We start from the raw sequence: 15,579 nt of genomic DNA on the forward strand, positions 1-15,579 counted from the left end.
GAGCGTAATGCCGGGCAGACCCACGCTCCGGGACCGTACGCTCTGCTCATGAGCGAGCACCCGAGACTTCACTCGATTCCCGGTGGACGCGACGACCGGCCGCAGGTTCCGCCGACGCCGCCGGAACCCCTGTGGCGCGAGGTGCTCGGCGAACAGTTGCGCACCCTGCGGCAGGACCGCCGCGAGACACTGGTCGAAACCGCCCGGCGGGCAGGCATTTCCCCCCAGTACCTGTCCGAGGTGGAGCGGGGCCGCAAGGAGCCGTCGAGCGAGATGATCGCCGCCCTGGCCGGATCTCTCGGCACCACGCTGGGTGACCTCATCGGCCAGGTGGCGGACGATCTTCGCGCCCGGCGCCGGATCGCCTTCTTGCAGCGGTCGGTGCCGCGTTCCGGCGCCGGGCCCACGCTCATGGCCCTGGCGGCCTAGTCCCGCCGCCCCAGGACCTGATCGACGAGGCCGTATTCCACCGCGGCCGAGGCGGTGAAGACCCGGTCGCGGTCGGTGTCGCGCCGGAGCCGCTCCACCGTCTGCCCGGTGTGCCGCGACAGGATCGACTCGATCTCCGCCCGCATCCGCACCAGCTCGTCGGCCTGCAGGATCAAATCGGGGATCGTTCCCTGCCCGCGCGCGGCGGGTTGGTGCAGTACCGCCCTGGCATGCGGGAGCATGGAGCGGCGGCCGGGCTCGCCGCCTGCCAGCAATACCGCACCGACCGCGATCGCCTGGCCGACGCAGGTGGTCTGCACGGGTGACTGGATGTGCTGCATGGTGTCGTACACCGCGAGCATGGAGGGCAGATCCCCGCCCTCGCAGTTGATGTAGAGGTTGATCTCCTGCTCGGGACTCTCCGATTCCAGGTGCAGCAGCTGCGCGATTAGCGCGTTGGCCACGCCCGAGTCGATGGGCGTGCCGAGGTAGACGATGCGCTCGGCGAGCAGGTGAGAGTAGATGTCGGTGATCCGCTCGCCGCCCCGCGGATGCTGCGCGATCACATTGGGAATGGTGTAGGTGCTCATAATGTGTCCCTTCCGGCACGAGCGGAGCCCTGCGTGGTCACGCTGCGCTGCCTCCTCCGGGCCTGACCGCTCATGCCGAGATCCCGATTCGCTGGCGTTGGGGGACGATCTGCCCGAACGAGTCGACGATGTGGTCGATGAAGCCGTATTCCTTGGCTTGCGTTGCGGTGAACCAGCGGTCGTGCAGCGAATCCTCGTAGATCCGGTCGAACGGCTGGCCGGTGTCCTCGGCGATGATGCCGAGCACCGTGTCGACGGTGTAGCGCAGATCGTCGGCCTGGACCTCGACGTCGACGGCGGTGCCGCCGATGCCCGCCGATCCCTGGTGCATCAGCACCCGGGCGTGCGGCAGGGCGAAACGCCTGCCCTTGCTCCCCGACGACAGCAGGAACTGTCCCGCGCTGCAGGCCAATCCGAGCGCGAGCGTGGAGACTTCACACGGCACCAGCCGCATCACGTCGCGGATGGCGAGCATCGAGGGAACCGATCCGCCCGGCGAATGGATCCACAGCGAGATGCCCGCGTCCGGATCCTCGGCGGCGAGCGTGAGCAGCTGGGTCATCAGCAGTGTCCCGTTGTCGTCGTCGAGCGCGCCGTCGAGCACGACGATGCGGCGGCTGAGCAGTTGTTCTCGCGCCCGCCAGCTGAACATCGGGGTCTTGTCATCGTGAGCCATGGCTCCACGGTGCCGCACGCACGGCCTCGGACCGCTCCCTCGCTGCCCTCGGCAGATCCGCTCTCAGCAGTCGAGCGACCGTCGGCCGACGCCGTGATCGGCCTCTCGGCGACAGCGGCAATCCGATCCCGAGCGGTGCCCCGAAGACGCGATGCCCGCCCGCGGAGTGCGCGGGCGGGCATCGGCGAAGACGGGGCTCGCTAGGACTCGCGGCCCGCTGTCGAGGCGGAACGCTGCCTGCTCGCCGCCCGAGCGCGGCGGCGTTCGGCCTGCAGTTCGGCGAGTTCCTGCTCCAGGATGTCGGCGACGCGGAACGAGCCGGTGTCGTAGATGTCCGGGGTGCGGGCCGTCGGCGGCTGCGCGATGTCGGGTTTGGGAGTGTCCTTGCCGTTCTTGGGCTCCGGCGCCGGAGGGTCGCTCTTCACCTCGGCCAGCGGACGCCGGGTGACTGCCGGGATTTCGGCCGTCGGGACCTCCGCCTCGGAGACCGTGGTGTGCGGCTTGGCCGCGGACGGCTGCCGGACGACCACCTTCGCCGCGGCGGGCTCTTCGACGGGCACCCGCACGGCCGGCCGGTCCTCGGACTTGGCCGCCGGAACCGCTGCGGGCGCGACAGGCTCGCTCGCGACGAGCTTCTTGCCGTTGGTCGAGGGCGCGTGGCCGTTGGCGGCGATCGTGGCGTCGGCGTCCTCGACCTTCACCGGCGTCGTCGGACGCGTCTCGAAGACTTCCATCGCGTCGAGGTCTTCGATGGACTCGGGCAGCACCGGCTTGCGTGGCGCCTCGACCGGCGGCCGCTTCTTCTCGACCTGCACCACGACCTCGGGCTGCTCTTCGAATTCCACCTGTGCGCCGTTGGTTTCGACGGCCTGCACCGCTTCCGGCTCGACGACCTCCGCCGGGGGCGCGACCACGACGGGCTGCGGTTCGGGGGTCACGTGCTCATGCGGAATGCCCGGAGCCTCCGGCGCGACCGGCATCCGGTATCGGGGCAGCGTGAGCCGGATCTGCTCGGCCGGGTCGGGCAGGTCGCGGACCTGCTCGGTGGCCCTGGCGATGGCGAGGCCGTAGCGGGCGCTGGCCGCGTCGTGGATGAGCAGCGCGACACCGATCATCACCGGCGCGATGGCGTGCACGGCCGCGTCGTACCAGGCGCCGGCGCGCAGGTAGGGGTAGGTGTTGAGGCTGACGGTCAAGGCCAGCAGGGCCATTTCGGCGGTCGCGACCTGGCGGCGGTTGTCCACCACGCCCCACTCGGCGACCTTGTTGGTGCCGATCATGATGATGATCAGGCAGACACTGATCATGCCTTCGAGCAGGTAGCTGAACCAGTACAGCGGATCGGTCGCGCCACCGGGAGCGATGTTGTGCTGGACGTTGACCGCCGACCACAGCATGCCCGCCGCGACGACACCGGCCAGCGCGCGCAGTGACCAGGACCGATGCCGGTAGAGCGAGGCCAGCTTCGCGTGCGGGCTGGATTCGCGTCGTTGCGCGGCAATCGCCTTGCGGGCGAGCAGGAGGTCTCGCATGTCGGCCTTCTCGATCGCTTCGGTGGTCTGCCTGGCACGGTCGGATGCCGCGGCGGCAGCCTGCGCCTCTTTCCAGCGCTGTCCGCGCTCCTGGGTGCGAATCCGTTCGGCGAGCTCACGTTCGGCATACAGTTCGTCCTCCGACAGCGCCTCTGTCAGCGCCGGATCGAACTGGTAGGCGAGCCGTCCACGGGCCTTCTCGACCCGCCTCGCCAGCTGTGTAACCTCGTCCTCGATGGGATGTTCGATGACCATCAGCGCTCCCCGCACGGGAGAGTCGATGGCAGACAAGTGATCACGTATGGCAACGGCACGTTTCATTCATAGTCGATCCACCGCTACTGGCGAAACTGTTCATTTGCCATCTCACCCAACTATTCGGCGTGCCGCGGCCGACACACGCGCCGCGACGTGATTTCCCGCGGGTCGCAGGCACTTCTTCGCCACCGCGCACCAGACCATTGATCGCTCTATGCTGGAGGGGCGCGCTCTCCCTTCGCGGCGGCGCGTGCGCTCCCGCAGCGCGTTCGGATACGCCGGTGCCGCCGAGATTCGCCCCTCGGCGGCACCGGGCCGGCCACTCTCCGCACCAGCCCCCAGGCCATGGGTATCTCGGTGCACGCCACCGAATCGCGGATGAGTTTCGCAGGGCAATTCCCGGGGCAGGTGAACCGCTCAGCTTTCGGCGTCCACCGAGTCGAGCACCCGGGTCAACGTGTCGTACAGCAGCCGGTCCAGCCGGTCCTGGTCTACGTCGTCGCGCGACAACCACTGCACCGTGAGGTCCTCGGCCATGGCCCACCACGATCGCACCACCAGGCGCTCGGCGGTCGACCGCGCGGGCCTGCCGAGCGCGGCGAACACCCGATCGGTCAGCTCGTCGTGCATCCGCTCCATGATCGACTCGAGCACCGGATCCTGCCCGGCGGCGCGAAGCAGTCCCACCAGCGGTCCACTGCGCCTGCGCATGTAGCCGACGAAATTGGCGATCATCGACGCGAGCGGGTCGGCGGCGTCCGGGTCCGGGCCGGTACCGCGCAGGAATCGCTGCGACGCGGCGTGCACGAGCTGCGCGTAGTAATCCTGCTTGGTCGGAAAATAGTGGAAGAGCAGCCCGCGAGAGATGCCCGCCTGCTGCGCGACCGCGTCGATGGTGATCTGGTGCCAGGGGCGATCGATCAGCATGCCCAGACCGATGCCGATCAGTTGTCTGCGCCGGTCGTCCGCCGAGCGGCGGCCGCCGGCCTGCACGGCAACCTCGGTCATCCACCCTCCTCTATTGAGCCCTCCCCTATTGAGCAATGCTCAACAATATGCTACCAATGAACTCGACCGGAAGTTGAGCAATGCTCAGCGAGCCACGAGGATGGGTATGGATTTCACGCATTCCGACCGAGCCGTCCGCCTCACCGACCAGGTGCGGCAGTTCGTGCGCGACGAGATCGAGCCGCGCGACGAGGAGCACGCCGCCGCCCTGCGGGAATCGCCATGGGCGGTGCCGCCGGTGGTCGAAGAGCTGAAGCAGAAGGCGCGGGCGGCGGGACTGTGGAACCTCTTCCTCCCCGATCCGGAACTCGGCGCGGGCCTGAGCAACGTCGAGTACGCGCCGATGGCCGAGGTGATGGGGGCCTCCGGCTGGGCGTCGGAGGTGTTCAACTGCAACGCGCCCGATACCGGTAATGCCGAGGTCCTGCTGCACTACGGCAGCGCCGAGCAGCGGGAGCAGTGGTTGCGGCCGCTGCTGGACGGCTCCATCCGCTCGGCGTTCTGCATGACCGAACCCGAGGTCGCCTCCTCGGACGCGACGAATATGGCCGCGACCGCCGTGGTGGACGGCGAGGAGATCGTGCTCAACGGCCGCAAGTGGTGGAGCACCGGCATCGGCCATCCGAACTGCGCGTTCGTCATCTTCATGGGCCTGACCGACCCGCAGGCACACCCGTATCAGCGGCACTCCATGGTGCTGGTCCCGCTGGACACACCCGGCGTGCGGGTCGAACGGATGCTGAGCACCTTCGGCTACCTGGACGAGCCCTTCGGCCACGGCGAGGTCTCCTTCACCGACGTGCGTCTTCCGCTGGACGCCGTGATCGCCGGGCCGGGGCGCGGATTCGAGATCGCCCAGGGCCGCCTCGGCCCCGGCCGCATCCACCACTGCATGCGCGCCATCGGCCTGGCCGAGCGCGCGCTCGAACTGGCGTGCCGTCGCGCCCTGTCGCGCACGGCTTTCGGCAAGCCGCTGGCCAACCTGGGCGGAAACCGGGAGCGGATCGCCAACGCGCGCGTCGCGATCGACCAGGCGCGGTTGCTCGTCCTGCACACCGCCTGGCTGCTGGACACCAAGGGACTGGCCGGCGCGCGCAGCGAGGTCTCCCAGATCAAGGCGGTCGTGCCGCGGATGACCCAGGAGGTGCTGGACATGGCGATCCAGCTGCACGGCGGTGCAGGACTTTCCGATGATTTCCCGCTGGCCCGCGCATTCGCAGGCATTCGTTCGCTGCGTTTCGCCGATGGCCCCGACGAGGTGCACCTCGGCGTGATCGCCCGGCAGGAGCTGCGCAAATACGGAACCGACCGGTGAACGCTGCGGACGCCGCCGTCGTCCGCGCGGAGGACGCCTTCGACGTCGCCGCGATGCACGCCTGGCTCGCCGAGCAGGTGCGGGGTCTGAGCGAGCCCCCCGAGGTGCGCCAATTCTCCGGAGGCGCGTCCAATCTGACGTATCTGCTGCGCTACCCGGATCGCGACTTGATCCTGCGCCGCCCGCCCGGCGGCACCAAGGCGGCTTCCGCGCACGATATGGGCCGCGAATTCCTGGTGCAGCAGCGGTTGCGCCCGCACTACCGCTACGTGCCGCGGATGGTGGCTCGCTGCGCCGATCCGGAGGTGATCGGCAGCGAGTTCTACGTGATGGAGCGCGTGGCGGGCACCATCCTGCGCGGCGATCTCCCCGCCGGCACCAGCCTGTCCCCGGACCAGGCGCGACGGTTGTCCACTACGGCTTTCGACTGCCTGATCGAGCTGCACGAAGTGGACCCGGTCGCGGCCGGTCTCACCGAAATCGGCAAGGGCGCCGGTTACGTCGCCCGCCAGGTCGCCGGCTGGTCGCGGCGTTTCGTGGACGCCCGCACCGACAATGTCAGCGATTTCGCCGCGGTGATGGCCTGGCTCGACGCCAACCAGCCCGCGGACGTCGCCACCACCGTCATCCACAACGACTTCCGGCTCGACAATCTGGTGCTGGACCCCGCGGGCTCGGGCGCGATCGTCGGCGTGCTGGACTGGGAGATGGCTACCCTGGGCGATCCGCTGATGGATCTCGGCGGGGCGCTGGCCTACTGGGTGCAAGCGGACGACGACGAGGTCATGCGTGCTTCCCGCCGCCAGCCGAGTCATCTGCCGGGCATGCTGACCCGCGCGCAGATCGTCGAACACTATTGCGCGCGCACCGGCCGCTCGGCCGGGAACTGGCCGTTCTACGAGGTCTTCGGATTGTTCCGCCTGGCCGTCATCGCCCAGCAGATCTACTACCGCTACCACCACGGCCAGACCACGAACCCGGCCTTCAAAGACTTCTGGACGCTGATCAACTACCTGGACTGGCGCTGCCGGAAGGTCGCCGGGCTCGAGTAGAGCGATTCGGAGACCTTCATCGCCCGAGCGCGATGGAACCCATATCGGTGACGGTGCAGTTGGCCTGCACCGGCCCTCCCGCGAACCGGTCGCGCAACCAAGCGATCACGCGGTTCTCGGCGAGTGTGTTGAGGGTCAGGTGTTCACTCGCATGGTCGCGGATATAGGTAACTCGCGCGGCGGGATCGCGGCAGTAGGTGGAGGCGAGCGCGTCGGCGGGGCCGATGGGGACGAGCCAGTCGGCGGTCGCGTGGTAGAGGAAGACCGGGGTGTCGGGGACCGACTTGCCCATCCTGGTCCGGTCGAAGGCGGCGCGCAGCACCGGCGTGTGCAGTATGCCGCCTTGCACCAGGCTGTCTATGTCGAGGAATGGTTCCAGCGCGGCTTGGTGCAGCACACAGCCGCGGTCCTTCGCGGTCAGCAACTGCCGACCGCGCGGTGTGGCGTTCGCCCGCAGGTAGGCGTCCAACTCGGGTTCCTCGCGCGAGAGACCGATGATGGCGGCCGCGACGAGACCGGCGCCGGGCCCCTTGTTCGCCTCGCGCGACAGAATCTCGAGGTCGACATCGGTACCGCCGGAGACGACGCCGACGAGATTCACCTCCGGCGCGTAGGTGCTGCGCAGTTCCGCGCCGTGCAGCGTGGGGATCGACCCTCCCGAGTATCCCCACATCGCCACCTCGGTGTCCGCTCCCGGCAGGTGCAGCGGACCGAAACGCTCCGCGGCGCGGATGCCGTCCAAGGCGATCCGCGCGGCCAGCGGGCCGTGGGCGAATGCCGAATTCGGGCCTTGATGGTCCGGCACCACGACCGTCCATCCCTGCGCCAGTAGCGCCGGGGCGCTGCGCAACGGGTCGATCTGCCCGTCCACCAAACCGGCCTGCGCCGACCGGCGCACCGTGTAGGACGGGGCGCAGAACAGTCCGGTGGAATCCTCGGCGGCGTGCAGAGACACCAATTTGCCGTTCCCCGCAGAGGGTTTCAGCAATGTCGCGACGGCGGCGATGGGCTGGTCGGCGCTGTTGGCGGACCGATAGGAAACCTGCCAGGCCTCGGCCTCCAGCGCCCCGCCGAGCTGATTGGCGATGGTGACCGGCCGCGCGGCGAGGATCTCACCGGGCCGCCTCGACGCGACCAGATCGGCGGACGGCCGATAGAAAGGGTCCTGCTCGGGCGGCGCCACCACCGGAAGTTCCGGCTCCGCCGCCGACGGTGCGACCGGCAGCGCCAGCAGCATCGAAAGAGCCGTACCGGCAAGCACACACCACCGGATGAACACCACCGACGACCTCCCCTGGAATCGACCGCAGATGCCATGCGCTTCGCGCCGATCGACCGCCCCGGCAGTGGCATCGTAGCGAAAGCCCACCTGCGCGAACGGCACAACGGAAGATCGGCCGAACTCAGTTCGGCGCGGCGATCTTGATGATGGTGGCCTTACCGTCGGTGGTGGCCACGGTGACGAATTGTCGATAGGTGCGATTGGCGGAGTCCGGGCGCAGCTCGGTGATGACCACGTCGTAGCGTCCGTCGAGCATGGGGGTGACCATGACGCAGTGCTGCGTTCCCGTGGGTACGGAGGCGATGCCCGCGTCGATCACGGCGACCGGCGGCACCGCGGCGTCCGGCACCGTCAGCGATCGCGCGACCGCTCCCGAGCGGGTCACGTAGTAGGCGTGCTGGAACGCCAGGATCACATCCGGCCCCGAGGCGGTCGAGCCGGTTCCGTTGCCGCGCACCAGTTGTCCGCCTCGGGTCGGCTCGCAGCCGGGGCCGCCACCGAGCACCGGGTCCGCCACCGTGGCCGATTGCCGTGGCGCGGAGGCCGCGTCCGTGTACACCAGGACCAGCGCGGCGGCCGCGAGCGATGCGGCGAGACCGACACCGCCGACCAGCCAAGCGCGGCGTGGGCCGCGACGAGCGCGGCGCCGATCACGGGACGCCCGATGCCGCTCCCTGCCGGGCGGCGGCTCCTGCCCGGAGATCATTCCCGGCCACGTGGGCACGCGTCCGGTCCGGACCTGGCCTCGGCCGGCGCGTCGGCCGCCGGGCTCGGACGTGTTCGACGACATGATCTCGCCGCACCCCCTTTTACCGGTGCCTACTCGGCCACCGTGGGTTCCCTCTCAATGCCGTTGCGCAATAACAACATTGCATATCTCTTCGGATTCTGTCGGTCGAATGCTCAACAGAAAAGCCCGAATCGCGGCGCAGCGGTCACGGAGCGCGCGATTCCGCCTGATCAGGACCGGGCGGTCGGTGCGGTTCCGGACCGGCGGGCACACCTCGGCCGCGACGGAATCGCCGCCGCCCGTAGCATCCCGCACATGAGCCAGCCGCCGCAGCCGTACCCGCAATATCCCGCGCACCAGCAGCCACCCCAGCCGTATCCCCCGCCCCCGCCACCCGGACCGCAGTTCCCGATCCTGGTCTCCACCATGAACGACGTGCCCGGCCAGGAGATCGTCCGGGTGTTCGGCGAGGTCGCCGGACTCACCGTGCGCAGCCGCAGCTTCGGGTCGAACTTCAGCGCCGGTTTCCGCTCGCTGGGCGGCGGGGAGATTCCCGAGTACACCCAACTGCTCTACCAGTCCCGGCACGAAGCGATCATGCGGATGTGCCAGCACGCGATGTCGTTCGGCGCGAACGCGGTCATCGCCATGCGCTTCGACTGCAACGAGATCGCGGGCACCATGAGCGAGGTGGCGGCCTACGGCACCGCGGTACTGCTTCAGCCCGCGACGTGACTCGGGCTATCCCCAGGTGAGCGGATCCAGATGGAGGAAGAACCGCTGCCGCTCGGCATCCAGATCGATGCCGTAGCGGTCGGCGAAGGCGCGGTCGGCGTTTCCGGCGCGCCGCTCGTCCTGCCATGACTCCCGAGCATTGGCCAGCAGCAGAGCGAGATCGGCGTACGGATCAGCGATGCCGAGGCGGCCGAGATCGACGAATCCGGCGACCGTCTGCGTTTCCGGATCGAGGATGATGTTCGGCAGGCACAGATCGCCGTGGCAGACCACCGCTTCGGCGGACTCCTGCGTCATCCTGGGCTCCAACTGGGTGGCCAGCCTGGTGAGCAGGACGGTGGGCGGAGTGTCCTGCTGCTCCTCGGGAAGGAACTCGGTGTGCACCGCGCCCCGGACCACCACGTCCTGGGCGATCGCGAACATCCGCGCCAGGCCACGGTCGAACGGGCACTCCGCGGTGGGTAGATCGTGCAGGCGCCGCACCGTGTCCGCGATGGAATCCCATGCGAGCGCGAGATCTTGCGCGGAAACGGCGTTCGCGGGCACACCGGGCACGGCGCTGGTGACCAAGCAGGCGCCGTCGACATCGGGCCGCCAGTCCAGCACCCGCGGGCCGGGTATATCGTGGCCGTCGAGCCAGGTGATCTTGTCCCGCTCCAGCGCGAGGGCGGCGACCTCGCCGGGGGCGACACACTTGGCGTAGCGGGAACCTTCGGCGGACCGGAATACCCGGGCGCCGGACTCCCCGCCGCCGACCGGCTCCCATCGGCAATCGGACGGCAGGGCTGCGCAGAAGCGAACAAGCGGCTCGGACACGCCATCGACGGTAGCAACGCGACCCGCGCGTGGCCCACCGCGCAGACCTCTGGCAACCCGGATGTATAGTTGCTCAAAGCAACTAGTTGTGGTTGCTAATCAAATCTGCTGGTGGGGAACTTCGAGGTGGTGTCATGTCCGCAACCGCTCGCGAGCGCCGGGTCACGGCGGCCGAACTCGCGACCGCCGACGAACTCGGTCAGCAACTGGTCCGATTCATGCGCGCGGTCAACCGGGCGAAGTGGCTGCCCGCTCGGCCCGGTCCGGACGGTCTGGAACGACTCGCCTACTCCGTGCTCTTCTGCCTGGTGCACGAGGGACCGCAGCGTGCGGGCAGGCTCGCCGAATTGCTGCACACCGAGGCATCGACCATCAGCAGACAGAGCAGATCACTCGTGGCGCACGGCCTGGTGGAGCGCCGGGCCGACCCGGTCGACGGCCGCGCGTGCGTGCTGGCGGCCACCGCGGAAGGCGTTCGCGTCTTCGAGGAGAACCGCGCGCTGCGCAACCGGTGGCTGGCCGACATCCTGGCCGACTGGCCCGCGACCGACCGCGACACCTTGACCGCACTGCTCGACCGGCTCACCGCAGGAATAGAGACCACCACTCCCCGACACCATGCCGATCCGAAATAGGGCTCATTCATGACGAATTCCACCACCCAGGCTCCGCGGAACCTGGACGCAGGCGCGGACACGTCACTGTCGCACCGGCAGATCCTGACCATCCTGTCCGGGCTGTTGCTCGGCATGTTCCTGGCCGCGCTCGACCAGAACATCGTCAGCGTCGCGATCGTCAAGATCGCCAACGACCTGCACGGTTTCGATGAGCAGGCGTGGGCGACCACCGCTTACCTGATCACCGCGACGATCACCACGCCGCTGTACGGCAAGCTGGCCGACATCTACGGCCGTAAACCGTTCTATCTCACGGCGATCGGGCTGTTCGTCATCGGCTCGGTGGCGTGCACATTCGCCGGCTCGATGTACCAGCTCGCCGCGTTCCGCGCGTTCCAGGGCCTTGGCGCGGGCGGACTGATGTCGCTGGCGTTCACCATCATCGGCGATATCGTCCCGGTGCGCGAACGGGTGCGCTATCAGGGCTATTTCATGATGGTCTTCGGCACCGCGACGGTGCTGGGCCCGGTGCTCGGCGGCTTCTTCTCCGATTACGAAGAGCTCGGCGGCATCGAAGGCTGGCGGTGGGTGTTCCTGGTGAACGTCCCGGTCGGCGTGCTCGCCCTGCTCGTGGTGGCCAAGGTGCTCAACGTGCCGCACCAGCGCCAGCACCACCGGATCGACTGGTTCGGCGCGCTGACGCTGACGATCGGCGTGGTGCCGCTGCTGATCGTCGCCGAACAGGGACGCCACTGGGGATGGTCGTCGGAGAAGTCGCTGCTCTGCTACGGCATCGGGGCGGCGGGGCTGGCGCTGTTCGTCCTGGTGGAGTTCCTGATGAAGGACTCGGCGCTGATCCCGTTGCGGCTGTTCCGGAACTCGACTTTCAGCGTCACCATCGCCGGTGGGTTCATCGTCGGTGTGGCCATGTTCGGCGCGATCACCATGGTTCCGCAGTACTTCCAGGTCGTGCGCGGCTACTCGCCGACGAAGGCGGGCCTGCTCATGCTGCCGTTGGTGCTCGGCATCACCATCGGCTCCCAGGCGGCGGGACGGATCACCAAGCAGACGGGGCGCTACAAGATCCTGCCGGTGGCGGGCACGTTCATCGTCGCGCTCGGAGCGGCCCTGTACGCGCAGGTGCGGTACGACAGCCCGCTGTGGCAGCCGCTGGCGATCGGCGCGGTGATCGGGCTCGGGCTCGGCTGTTGCATGCAGACGCTGATCATCGCGGCGCAGAACGCCGGACCGCGCTCGGACATGGGAGTTTCCACCGCCACGGCCACGTTCTTCCGGCAGATGGGCGGCACGCTCGGCGTGGCGGTGTTCCTGACCATTCTGTTCAACCTGCTGCCGAACCGGATCATCGACGCGTTCGGCGGCGCGCTGCCGCCTGGGTTCGGCGCCGACCAGCTCAGCGGCATGCAGTCCAACACCAGTGGCATCGCGGCGCTGCCCGACGCGCTGAAGGTGCCGATCCTCGCCGGCTTCACCGACTCCATGCACGGCGTGTTCTACGCGGCGGCCGGAGTCGCACTGCTGGCCTGCGTGGTGCTGATGTTCATGAAAGAGATTCCGCTGCAGGACGTTCCAGCGGCCGTCGCGCGGACGTCGGTCGAGGAGCCGGACGCCGCCGAGTCGCACTGGGACGCGGATCAGATCTGGGAGGGCGCCGCACAGGCGCTGTCGGAGCCGGAACCGGTGCTCGCCGCGGCCGCGGGCGGCCACGGCGCGGGCGATCCCGCGAGCAACGGCGCGTACCGGCGCGAACCGCGGGCGAGCCTCGACGGCGCGGAGCACGAAGGCCGTTCGCTCAGCGGCTATGTCCATCGCGGGGACGGCCGCCCGGTGCCCGCCGCCGCGCTCACGCTGATCGACCAGCACGGGCGGCAGGCCGCGCGCACGGGCGGCGGCGCCGACGGCGGTTACCTCCTCGGCGCGCCCGACGCGGGCGGTTACGTACTGATCGTGTCGGCCGCCGGGCATCAGCCCGCCGCGGTGAATGTCACTGTCGGCGACTGTCCGCAGCAACTCGACATCACCCTGCTCGGCTCCGGCGAGCTGTCCGGCGTGGTCCGGTCCCGCACGCACGGCGAACCGCTGCCCGGCGCGACCATCACGCTGACAGACCTCGACGGCGAGGTGGTCGGCTCGGCCACCGCGGCGGCCGACGGCGCTTACCTGTGCCATGGCGTGGTGCCCGGCACGTACACACTGGTCGCGGTCGCCGAACACATGCGTCCCAGCGCGACCGCGCTGACCGTGCCGGACAGCGGGCTGCTGCATCACGACATCGAACTCACGCCGATGGCGGTGCTGGCCGGGTCGGCGTGGTCGGACGGCGGCCGGGCGGTCTCGGACGTGCAGATCAGCGTGCTCGACGCCACGGGCGCGCTGACCGCGACGACCCGCACCGACGAGAGCGGGCGTTATGTCGTCACGGATCTCGCCGAAGGCGACTACACGGTCGTCGCGCGCGGCTATCCGCCGGTGACCAGCCAGGTCACGGTGAGCGGCGGCGAAGTCGCGCACGATGTGCGGCTCGGCTACAACAGCATCGAGGAAGAGGCGACCGGGAACGTCCCGCCCGCCCGCTGACGGTCCAGCGGCGCACTCGGACGGGGCGGTGGCGATGCGGCCACCGCCCCGTGCCGTTTCCTGCGCGCGGATCCAGGACCTCGCAGCTCGCACTCGATCCGCGATCCCGAGCCGACCGGCGCTGAGGATCGCAGTGTCGGCGACCATGGTCGGTAGAGCCGGGGCCCGATGCGTCGGCCGCTGTGCAGATTCCCGTGCGGGCTCAGCAGGGGTTCACGCCTGCGCGCGAGGCCGTTTGTGATCGCCGAACGGTTCGTCGCGTTCCCGGACCGCCTCGCGGAAACCGGTTGTGGCGGCCCGCGTCTGGAAGGCGTACCCCTCGCTGGTGTGCCGGGAGATGCCGTCGAAGACGGTGCTGATCATGCCGGAATTGGCCACCCCCTGTGCGTACAGCGCCGAGTTGAGCGCCAGCTTGGCCATCATCAGCTGGTTGACCGGCATGCGCGCGATCCGGGCGACGAATTCCTCGGTGCGCGCGTCGAGTTCGTCGGCGGGCCAGGATTCGATGGCCAGGCCCCATTCCACCGCCTGCTTCCCGGTGAGGCAGTCGCCGGTGAACAGCAGGCGCTTGGCGCGCTGGTCACCGAGGCGATGCGCCCACATGCCCGCCGCCGGGACACCCCAGACCCGGGTGGGCGGATAGCCGATCTTCGTGTCGTCGGCGCAGATGATCTGGTCGGCGAACAGCGCGATGTCGCTGCCGCCCGCCACGGCGAAGCCGTGCAGCTTGGCCACGGTCGGCTTGTTCGCCTGCATCAGGCTGGCGAATCCGCGGTTGAACCGGCTCATCATCGCGTAGTCGATCATCGGGTCCCAGGTCCGCGCCGGATCGTGATTGCGGCCCTGCACCACCGGATCGACGACCGTTCCCGCCACCTCATCGGGCCCGCCCGCCACCACGAAACTCTGCTCCGCGAACATGCTCAGGTCGTAGCCGCCGCAGAATCCCTTGCCGCGTCCGGACACCAGGATGACGTGCACCCGCGGGTCGAGATCCGCGCGTTCGACCGCGTGCGCCAGATCGTGCGGCGTATCGGGCGTGATCGCGTTGCCTTTCTCCGGCCGGTCGAAGGTGATGCGGGCGATGCGGCCGTCCCGCTCGTAGGTCAGCGTCCGGTACTCGCGGGCGTCGTCCGGTTCGGGGCGTCCGGCCCACGGGGTGTCCGGTGTCTCGGTCCAATTGCGATACCACGCACCCGCCCCGCTGTCGGCCTGGCTGTCACTGTCGGTCATCGCATTCCCTTCGACGCTGGTGCGAACCGGTCTCCGCAGTCTGGCGCACCCATCATTTGACAGTCAACCTTGACTGTGAAAATGTCGCGGCGACAGGAGGAACGGGCATGGCAGGACGACGCGAGGAACAGAAGCGGGCGACCCGTGTGCGCATCCTCGACGCCGCCGCCGACCTGCTGGCCGAGCAGGGCTACCGGGCGCTGTCCACGTTGTCCGTGCAGCGGGCCGCGAGCGTGAGCCGCGGGGCGCTGCTGCATCACTTCCCGACCCTCGGCGCGCTGATCGGCGAACTGGTCGGACATCTGGTCGCACGCAACGAGGCGGCCGTGCGAGAGGTCGCGGCTGGGCTCGGCACGGGCGCCGATCCCCTACGCCGCGCCTTGACCGCCCTGTACAAGTCGATGGCGCGCCCGGCGGCGCAAGCCGAGTTCGAACTGTGGGCGGCCGCGCGGACCGACCCGGCGCTTGCCGAGGCGTTGCGCGCGGCCGAACGAAAAGCCGGGCGCGACTTGCGGCGCGTGGTGGACGCACTGTTCGGTCCGGACCTGGTCGCTCATCCGCGCTACCCGGCCGTCCGCGACCTCACCATCGCGATCCTGCGCGGCACCGCGATGTCCCGGCCGCTGCGCACCTCCGAGCGCGCCGCCGCGGCAACCATCGATCGATGGGCGGAGGCCATGACAGTTCTTCTCGCACAGGGCGAATAGC

15 protein-coding genes are annotated in these 15,579 nt (G+C 69.2%); 7 read left to right on the plus strand and 8 right to left on the minus strand.

Going from position 1 to position 15,579, the window contains the following annotated elements:
* The first annotated feature begins 48 nt into the window (after positions 1-48).
* Complete coding sequence (locus NA8_RS17050; protein WP_084466886.1) at positions 49-429, plus strand: helix-turn-helix domain-containing protein; 381 nt, start codon at positions 49-51, stop codon at positions 427-429.
* Here NA8_RS17050 and NA8_RS17055 read toward each other — a convergent pair.
* The 4 genes from NA8_RS17055 to NA8_RS17070 all read right to left on the minus strand — a co-directional run bounded on the left by NA8_RS17055 (position 426) and on the right by NA8_RS17070 (position 4,493).
* On the minus strand, positions 426-1,019 hold the full coding sequence (locus tag NA8_RS17055) for a ClpP family protease (protein ID WP_063051386.1): 594 nt from the start codon (positions 1,017-1,019) through the stop codon (positions 426-428). The two genes, NA8_RS17050 and NA8_RS17055, sit on opposite strands and share 4 nt — an antisense overlap.
* 70 nt (positions 1,020-1,089) lie before the next feature.
* Entirely contained in the window at positions 1,090-1,695 is a 606-nt protein-coding gene (locus NA8_RS17060; protein WP_040865262.1) for a ClpP family protease, read from the minus strand.
* A 200-nt stretch (positions 1,696-1,895) separates the two neighbouring features.
* The gene (locus NA8_RS17065) at positions 1,896-3,482 is read right to left on the minus strand and encodes a hypothetical protein (protein ID WP_063051387.1); all 1,587 of its coding nucleotides are present in this window, start codon (positions 3,480-3,482) and stop codon (positions 1,896-1,898) included.
* A gap of 420 nt (positions 3,483-3,902) precedes the next feature.
* Complete coding sequence (locus tag NA8_RS17070) at positions 3,903-4,493, minus strand: TetR/AcrR family transcriptional regulator (protein WP_063051388.1); 591 nt, start codon at positions 4,491-4,493, stop codon at positions 3,903-3,905.
* 106 nt (positions 4,494-4,599) lie between these two features.
* Between NA8_RS17070 and NA8_RS17075 the strand changes: the two genes are divergently transcribed.
* Both NA8_RS17075 and NA8_RS17080 read left to right on the plus strand, forming a co-directional pair.
* Complete coding sequence (locus tag NA8_RS17075) at positions 4,600-5,808, plus strand: acyl-CoA dehydrogenase family protein (protein ID WP_063051389.1); 1,209 nt, start codon at positions 4,600-4,602, stop codon at positions 5,806-5,808.
* Positions 5,809-5,861: 53 nt separating this feature from the next.
* Positions 5,862-6,860: a phosphotransferase family protein gene (locus NA8_RS17080; RefSeq protein ID WP_063051478.1), complete on the plus strand. Its 999-nt coding sequence runs from the start codon at positions 5,862-5,864 to the stop codon at positions 6,858-6,860.
* Between the two features lie 16 nt (positions 6,861-6,876).
* Here NA8_RS17080 and NA8_RS17085 read toward each other — a convergent pair whose 3' ends face one another.
* A complete protein-coding gene (locus tag NA8_RS17085; protein WP_157106753.1) occupies positions 6,877-8,142 on the minus strand; it encodes a lipase family protein in 1,266 nt (421 codons plus the stop codon).
* A gap of 121 nt (positions 8,143-8,263) precedes the next feature.
* Positions 8,264-8,848: a DUF8176 domain-containing protein gene (locus NA8_RS17090; protein WP_245663878.1), complete on the minus strand. Its 585-nt coding sequence runs from the start codon at positions 8,846-8,848 to the stop codon at positions 8,264-8,266.
* A 435-nt stretch (positions 8,849-9,283) separates the two neighbouring features.
* Between NA8_RS17090 and NA8_RS17095 the strand changes: the two genes are divergently transcribed.
* A complete protein-coding gene (locus tag NA8_RS17095; RefSeq protein ID WP_217999093.1) occupies positions 9,284-9,607 on the plus strand; it encodes a YbjQ family protein in 324 nt (107 codons plus the stop codon).
* A gap of 6 nt (positions 9,608-9,613) precedes the next feature.
* Here the strand turns inward: NA8_RS17095 and NA8_RS17100 are convergent, their stop codons facing one another.
* Complete coding sequence (locus NA8_RS17100) at positions 9,614-10,423, minus strand: APH(3'') family aminoglycoside O-phosphotransferase (protein WP_084466879.1); 810 nt, start codon at positions 10,421-10,423, stop codon at positions 9,614-9,616.
* A 134-nt stretch (positions 10,424-10,557) separates the two neighbouring features.
* Between NA8_RS17100 and NA8_RS17105 the strand changes: the two genes are divergently transcribed.
* Both NA8_RS17105 and NA8_RS17110 read left to right on the plus strand, forming a co-directional pair.
* Positions 10,558-11,058, plus strand: coding sequence for a MarR family winged helix-turn-helix transcriptional regulator (locus NA8_RS17105; RefSeq protein WP_063051391.1), 501 nt, complete (start codon positions 10,558-10,560; stop codon positions 11,056-11,058).
* 9 nt (positions 11,059-11,067) lie between these two features.
* Entirely contained in the window at positions 11,068-13,638 is a 2,571-nt protein-coding gene (locus NA8_RS17110; protein WP_063051392.1) for an MFS transporter, read from the plus strand.
* Between the two features lie 213 nt (positions 13,639-13,851).
* On the opposite strand, the gene NA8_RS17115 is transcribed toward NA8_RS17110, so the two are convergent.
* The gene (locus NA8_RS17115; protein ID WP_063051393.1) at positions 13,852-14,871 is read right to left on the minus strand and encodes a crotonase/enoyl-CoA hydratase family protein; all 1,020 of its coding nucleotides are present in this window, start codon (positions 14,869-14,871) and stop codon (positions 13,852-13,854) included.
* Between the two features lie 107 nt (positions 14,872-14,978).
* Here NA8_RS17115 and NA8_RS17120 point away from each other — a divergent pair, with 107 nt between their 5' ends.
* A complete protein-coding gene (locus NA8_RS17120; protein WP_063051394.1) occupies positions 14,979-15,578 on the plus strand; it encodes a TetR/AcrR family transcriptional regulator in 600 nt (199 codons plus the stop codon).
* The last annotated feature ends 1 nt before the right edge of the window (position 15,579 follow it).

This window comes from Nocardia arthritidis NBRC 100137, from assembly GCF_001612765.1.
Classification (GTDB): domain Bacteria; phylum Actinomycetota; class Actinomycetes; order Mycobacteriales; family Mycobacteriaceae; genus Nocardia; species Nocardia arthritidis.

Bases quoted from the DNA above. Each gene is read 5' to 3' on its own strand.
- NA8_RS17050 (WP_084466886.1), top strand. From the start codon at position 49: ATGAGCGAGCACCCGAGACTTCACTCGATTCCCGGTGGACGCGACGAC.
- NA8_RS17055 (WP_063051386.1), bottom strand. From the start codon at position 1,019: ATGAGCACCTACACCATTCCCAATGTGATCGCGCAGCATCCGCGGGGC.
- NA8_RS17060 (WP_040865262.1), bottom strand. From the start codon at position 1,695: ATGGCTCACGATGACAAGACCCCGATGTTCAGCTGGCGGGCGCGAGAA.
- NA8_RS17065 (WP_063051387.1), bottom strand. From the start codon at position 3,482: ATGGTCATCGAACATCCCATCGAGGACGAGGTTACACAGCTGGCGAGG.
- NA8_RS17070 (WP_063051388.1), bottom strand. From the start codon at position 4,493: ATGACCGAGGTTGCCGTGCAGGCCGGCGGCCGCCGCTCGGCGGACGAC.
- NA8_RS17075 (WP_063051389.1), top strand. From the start codon at position 4,600: ATGGATTTCACGCATTCCGACCGAGCCGTCCGCCTCACCGACCAGGTG.
- NA8_RS17080 (WP_063051478.1), top strand. From the start codon at position 5,862: ATGCACGCCTGGCTCGCCGAGCAGGTGCGGGGTCTGAGCGAGCCCCCC.
- NA8_RS17090 (WP_245663878.1), bottom strand. From the start codon at position 8,848: ATGATCTCCGGGCAGGAGCCGCCGCCCGGCAGGGAGCGGCATCGGGCG.
- NA8_RS17105 (WP_063051391.1), top strand. From the start codon at position 10,558: ATGTCCGCAACCGCTCGCGAGCGCCGGGTCACGGCGGCCGAACTCGCG.
- NA8_RS17110 (WP_063051392.1), top strand. From the start codon at position 11,068: ATGACGAATTCCACCACCCAGGCTCCGCGGAACCTGGACGCAGGCGCG.
- NA8_RS17115 (WP_063051393.1), bottom strand. From the start codon at position 14,871: ATGACCGACAGTGACAGCCAGGCCGACAGCGGGGCGGGTGCGTGGTAT.
- NA8_RS17120 (WP_063051394.1), top strand. From the start codon at position 14,979: ATGGCAGGACGACGCGAGGAACAGAAGCGGGCGACCCGTGTGCGCATC.